6 protein-coding genes are annotated in these 5,921 nt (G+C 69.1%); 3 read left to right on the top strand and 3 right to left on the bottom strand.

What is annotated here, in order from left to right; all coding sequences use genetic code 11:
• Together JYJ84_RS26565 and JYJ84_RS26560 are read right to left on the bottom strand one after the other, a co-directional pair.
• Positions 1-177: DUF2239 family protein (locus JYJ84_RS26565; RefSeq protein ID WP_205189651.1), on the bottom strand; the 177-nt coding region annotated here is incomplete at its 3' end.
• Positions 178-302: 125 nt separating this feature from the next.
• Positions 303-1,034: a glutathione S-transferase family protein gene (locus JYJ84_RS26560; RefSeq protein WP_175223514.1), complete on the bottom strand. Its 732-nt coding sequence runs from the start codon at positions 1,032-1,034 to the stop codon at positions 303-305.
• Between the two features lie 91 nt (positions 1,035-1,125).
• Between JYJ84_RS26560 and JYJ84_RS26555 the strand changes: the two genes are divergently transcribed.
• The 3 genes from JYJ84_RS26555 (at position 1,126) to JYJ84_RS26545 (ending at position 5,053) form a co-directional block, all read left to right on the top strand.
• Positions 1,126-2,049: a LysR substrate-binding domain-containing protein gene (locus tag JYJ84_RS26555; RefSeq protein WP_175223515.1), complete on the top strand. Its 924-nt coding sequence runs from the start codon at positions 1,126-1,128 to the stop codon at positions 2,047-2,049.
• A 207-nt stretch (positions 2,050-2,256) separates the two neighbouring features.
• Entirely contained in the window at positions 2,257-3,597 is a 1,341-nt protein-coding gene (locus JYJ84_RS26550) for an MFS transporter (RefSeq protein WP_122944162.1), read from the top strand.
• A 64-nt stretch (positions 3,598-3,661) separates the two neighbouring features.
• On the top strand, positions 3,662-5,053 hold the full coding sequence (locus JYJ84_RS26545) for an enolase C-terminal domain-like protein (protein ID WP_122944161.1): 1,392 nt from the start codon (positions 3,662-3,664) through the stop codon (positions 5,051-5,053).
• 81 nt (positions 5,054-5,134) lie between these two features.
• Here the strand turns inward: JYJ84_RS26545 and JYJ84_RS26540 are convergent.
• Positions 5,135-5,921, bottom strand: a 787-nt coding sequence (locus JYJ84_RS26540) for an arginase family protein (RefSeq protein WP_205189649.1), incomplete at its 5' end; no start/stop codon positions are given.

Raw genomic sequence — 5,921 nt, 5'->3', positions numbered from 1 at the left:
GCGCAGGTCGAGGTCGATCGAGCGGCCCGTCGCATCGTCGAAGATCAGGATCGTGCCGGGCATCGCATCGCCGGCCGCCTGCCGGACCGCGAGCGCGACCGTCGCGAGCGGGCCCGACGCGAGCCGCTGGTGGCCGTCGAACGCCGTATAGGAAGGAAGCAGTGTGGTGGTAGTCATCGTGGTCGCCCGCAGGCTGAAATCGGAATGACGCTATTTTTATCCGGGTATAAATTGAATGTCAATATTATCCGGGTAAAAATTGTCGTCGACGTATTCCATCCTGCGGGCGATCACGACGCCGGTCAGATCGCCCTGGCCGGCATCGCGATGCCGCGCGCGCTTGCCAGCACGTCGTCGAGCGACACATGCCCTTCGAACGCCGACGACGCCGGCAGCGGCAGGTTTTCCTCGATCGCCTGCGCGAACCGCACGCCGGCATCGTCGGCAAGCCGCGCACGCAGTGCGGCGATGCGCGGGAACGCTGCGGGCTCGAACACCGCGTGATAGTCGGCCCAGCGCGCGATCCCGGCGAAGTACGCGTCGGCCAGCGTGCGCCGTGCGCCCAGCAGCCACGGGCCGTCACCGCGCTCGAGCAGCGCCTCGAGTTGCCGGTGCGCCTTCAGCACCTTGCTGCGGCCGTACTCCTGCAAAGCCGTTTTCTCGGTGCCTGCGGTGTCGTGTTCGTACACGTACCAGAGCGCGCCGAACGCGTTGAAGAACGTCGTGTTCAGCCACCCCAGCATCCGGTTCAGCCGGTCGAAATCCGCGCTGCCCTGGCGAAACGCGAGGCCGCTGTCGAGCGCCTGCGCGCCGATGTGGCCGAGAATTGCGAGGCTTTCGGTCAGCACGTCACCGTTCGCGGTCACGAACGCCGGGGTCTCGGCGACGGGGTTCAGCGCGAGGAACGCGTCGCTCGTCACGACGCCCGGCATCGAGATGCGCGACAGCCGGTACGGGCGGCCGATCCATTCGAGCGCAACGATCGAGCCGAACGAGCAGCCGGCGGGAATGCCGTAGAGAAGGATGGGAGACATCGGGAGATTCCGCAGAAGTTGAACGAGCAGTCATGCTCCCACGGCGAACGATGGCGCAGTAGCCGCTAAAATCGAAACCCGTCGTTTCTTCATGTGGACGCTGGAAGTGAATCTGAACGATCTCTACCTGTTCGTGCAGGCGGTCGACGCCGGCAGCATGTCGGCCGCCGCGCGCCGGCTCGACCTGCCGAAATCGACGGTCAGCAAACGCGTTGCCGAACTCGAGCGCACGCTCGGCGCGCGGCTCGTGCATCGCACGTCGCGCAGCTTCCGGCTCACGCCGGTCGGCACCGAATTCTTCGAACATGCCCGCGCGGCCGTGATCGAGGCCGAAAGCGCGCGCGATGCGGTGCTGCGACAAGCCGCCGAGCCGGCCGGCGTGGTGCGGATCACGAGCTCGGTGCCGGTCGCGCAGCACATCCTCGCGCCCTGCCTGCCGGCGCTCGCGATCGTGCACCCGAAGCTGCTGCTGCAGATTCACGCGAGCGACCGCCTCGTCGACATCGCGCAGGAAGGCTTCGACATCGCGGTGCGCAGCCATTTCGCGCCGCTGCCCGATTCCGCGCTCGTGCAACGGCCGCTCGCGGCATCGCCGATCATCGCCGTGGCGTCACCGGCCTATCTCGCGCGCGCCGGCACGCCGGACGCGCCGGCCGATCTCGCGCAGCATGACGGGCTGCAACCGGGCCAGCAGCCGTGGCGGCTGCAACACGGCGGCGACACCGTCGACGTGACGCCGCGCCTGCGCCTGCAGGCCGACGAATCGACGCTGCTGCTGCAGGCGGCGATGGCCGGCCTCGGCATCGCGTGCCTGCCCGACTGGATCGCCGGCGCCGCGCTCGCGTCCGGTGCCCTCGTGCGCGTGTTGCCCGGCTGGCGCGCCGGCACCGTCACGACGACGCTGCTGATGCCGCACCGGCGTGGCCAGTTGCCCGGCGTGCGCGCCGCCGTCGAGTTTCTCGCACAGCACGTGGCGTGCCATCACGGCACCGCCGCGGACGACGCAGGTGGCTGAGTGATCGCCTGACCGAACGATTCAATTCCTGAATCGATCAAGTCAGCAATTGGCATGAAAGCGCAAATTTCGACATGACAGAATGGCCCGGACGCCCTGCCCGCAGGCATCGGCGTCCGGCCTCCGGCCGGCAACTCCCACACGAATAGCGCGCACCCGACGCGCCTGCCGCACGACGGCACCTTCCGCCCTTCGGAGGAGACAGTCATGAATCCGCTTCACGCGCTGCCGGCGTCCGCGTCGGCAACGGCCCGGCGCACCCGCGTGCGCTGGCTGGTGCTGACCGTCCTGTTCGCGGTCACGACGATCAACTACGCGGATCGCGCGGCGATCGCAATCGCGGGCCCGAGCCTTGCCCGCGCACTGCACCTGAGCCACGTGCAGATCGGCTTCATCTTCTCCGCGTTCGGCTGGTCGTACGTGGTCGCCCAACTGCCGGGCGGCTGGCTGCTCGACCGCTACGGGTCGCGCATCGTCTACGCGTTCAGCATCTTCTTCTGGTCGCTGTTCACGCTGCTGCAGGGCTCGATCGGCTTCTTCGGCGGCGCGGCCGCGTTCGCGCTGCTGTTCGGGCTGCGCTTCCTGGTCGGCGCGGCCGAGGCGCCGTCGTTCCCGGCCAACAGCCGGATCGTGTCCGCGTGGTTCCCGGCCGCCGAGCGCGGCACCGCGTCGGCGATCTTCAACGCCGCGCAGTACGCGGCGACCGTCGTGTTCGCACCGCTGATGGGGTGGCTCGTCCATTCGTTCGGCTGGCAGTCGGTGTTCGCGGTGATGGGCGTGCTCGGCTTCGCGTTCGTCCTGGTGTGGAACCGCACGATGTACGACCCGAAGGACCACCCGAACATCAATCGCGCGGAACTCGACTACCTTGCCGAAGGCGGCGCGCTCGTCAACATCGACCAGGCGACCGGCAGCCGCGACGGCGGCCCGTCGATGCGCCACGTGAAAGCGCTGCTGAAGAACCGGATGCTGATCGGCGTGTATGTCGCGCAGTACTGCATCAACGCGCTCACCTACTTCTTCATCACGTGGTTTCCCGTCTATCTCGTGCAGGCGCGCGGGATGTCGATCCTCAACGCCGGGCTCGTCGCGTCGATTCCCGCCGTGTGCGGGTTCCTCGGCGGGATTCTCGGCGGCATCGTGTCCGACGGGCTGCTCAAGCAGGGCCGCTCGCTGTCGGTCGCGCGCAAGGTGCCGATCGTGTTCGGCATGCTGCTGTCGATGTCGATGATCGTCTGCAACTACACCGATTCGCACGTGCTCGTCGTGCTGTTCATGGCGCTGTCGTTCTTCGGCAAGGGGCTCGGCGCGCTCGGCTGGGCCGTCAACGCCGACACCGCGCCGCGCCAGATAGCGGGCTTGAGCGGCGCGCTGCTCAACACGTGCGGCAACCTCTCCAGCATCACGACGCCGATCGCGATCGGCTACATCGTCGACCGCAGCGGCTCGTTCAACGGCGCGCTGGTCTATGTCGTCGCGCACGCGCTCGTCGCCGTGATCTGCTACCTGTTCGTCGTCGGCGAGATCCGCCGCGTCGAGCTTCAATGACCGACGCGGGCCGCACCGGCGTGGCCGGCGGCCCGCGCGCCCTACCGGAACCAGGAGCGAAGCGATGTCCGAATCAAGCCGTGCCGGCACCCCGCGCGTCACGCGCATGCAGGTGATCCCCGTCGCCGGCCGCGACAGCATGCTGCTCAACCTGTGCGGCGCGCACGCGCCGTACTTCACGCGCAACCTCGTGATCCTCGACGACAGCAGCGGACACACCGGCGTCGGCGAAGTGCCGGGCGGCGAAGGGATCCGCCACGCGCTCGAGCGCATGACGGATTGCGTGGTCGGCCAGTCGATCGGACGCTATCAGGCAACGCTCAACGCGGTGCGCGCGGCGTTGTCCGGCGCAGGTGCAGGCCGCACGATCCGGCACGAGGTGACGTCGGCCGGCGAAGCGGCCGTGCTGCGCCAGCCGCACGAGATCAACCTGCGGCTCGACAACGTGATCACCGCGATCGAGGCGGCGCTGCTCGACCTGCTCGGCCAGCATCTCGACGTGCCGGTCGCGGCGCTGCTCGGCGAAGGCCAGCAGCGCGACGCGGTGCCGATGCTCGCTTATCTGTTCTACCTCGGCGACCGGCGCCGCACCGACCTGCCGTATCGCGACGAGACGCACGCACCGGACGCGTGGTTCCGGCTGCGCAACGAGGAAGCGCTCACGCCGGCCGCGATCGCGCGGCAGGCTGAAGCCGCGGTCGAGCGCTACGGCTTCGCCGATTTCAAGCTGAAGGGCGGCGTGATGGCCGGCGCCGACGAGATGGAAGCGATCGCCGCGATCAAGGCCCGCTTCCCCGACGCTCGCGCGACGCTTGACCCGAACGGCGCGTGGTCGCTCGACGAGGCCGTCGCGCTGTGCCGCGGGCAAGGCCACCTGCTCGCGTATGCGGAGGATCCGTGCGGGCCTGAAGACGGCTATTCGGGCCGCGAGGTGATGGCCGAATTCCGCCGGGCGACGGGGATCCCGACCGCGACCAACATGATTGCGACCGACTGGCGGCAGATGGATCACGCGGTGCGGCTGCAGGCGGTCGACATCCCGCTCGCCGACCCGCATTTCTGGACGATGCAGGGCTCGGTGCGGCTCGCGCAGCTGTGCCGCGACTGGGGGCTCACGTGGGGCTCGCACTCGAACAACCACTTCGACGTGTCGCTCGCGATGTTCACGCATGCGGCGGCCGCCGCGCCCGGTACGATCACCGCAATCGACACGCACTGGATCTGGCAGGAAGGCGATGCGCGGCTCACGCGCGAGCCGCTGAAGATCGTGGGCGGCGAGGTGGCCGTGCCGGCGCGGCCGGGGCTCGGGATCGAACTCGACATGGCGCAGGTCGAGGCCGCGCATGCGCTGTACCGACAGGTTGGCGGCACAGCGCGCGACGATGCGGTCGCGATGCGCTATCTCGTGCCGGGGTGGACGTACGATCCGAAGCGGCCGAGTTTCGGGCGGGGGTGACGACGACAGGGACGTCGCCGGTCGTTCATCACCACGCCCGAATGCGGTCGAGCGACGACCCTGCCCCGCTCGGCGCCCACTTCAGCCGCACCGTGCCGGCAGCACAGCGGCGCATCGCCCGATACTGCGCGCGATGCGATCCGCATGCGCGAGGCCGGGGTCGAGTCCGGGGTCGTAGATGGTGAAGTCGATCCCCGCCACGCGCCCCGACGCAACGAGCGGGCCGAGCAGCGCGTCGAGCCCGTCGAAGTCCAGCCCCGGCGAACCGGGGGAATCGACGGCCGGCAGGTGCGACTGATCGAGTACGTCGAGATCGACGTGCAGCCAGGCCTGCCCGAGCGCCCGCGCACCGAGCCAGTCGACCAGTTCGGCCGCGACGGCGGCAGGCCCGCGCGCCAGCAACTGCTGGATCGTGATGCGCGAGATCGCCGTGCGGGCGATGTCGCCGTACGTGGCCTCGAAGTCGGCGGATTCGGATTCACGCTCGCCCACCTGGCATGCGTCGAGATCGTCGACGAGCGGACCGTCCAGCGCCGGCCAGTCGGTCAGCAGCGGCTCCCCTCGCCCGGTCGACAGCGCGAGATCCATCCCCGCCACGGAACCGAGCCGCGTCGAGGTGTCGTAATTGCCGGGGTGAAAGAAGTCGCTGTGCCCGTCGACATGCACAAGCCCGTTGCCACCCGCGCGACGGTTTCCCAGCAGGCACCCGAGCAGGACGCTGCAATCGCCACCGAGCACGATCGGAAAGGCCTGCCGCCTGCGCGCGTCGGCGACGCGCGCGGCAAGGTCGAGCGAGAACTCGCGGATCGCCGTGCCGTTGCGGATACGGGTTCCGGACTGCGGCGCAAAAGCATAGGCGGGGTGTGCA

Origin of the sequence: Burkholderia sp. LMG 13014 (genome assembly GCF_905232215.1) — a bacterium.
In the GTDB taxonomy this organism is placed as follows: Bacteria; Pseudomonadota; Gammaproteobacteria; order Burkholderiales; family Burkholderiaceae; genus Burkholderia.
This window is presented reverse-complemented; position numbering and strand designations above follow the sequence as displayed.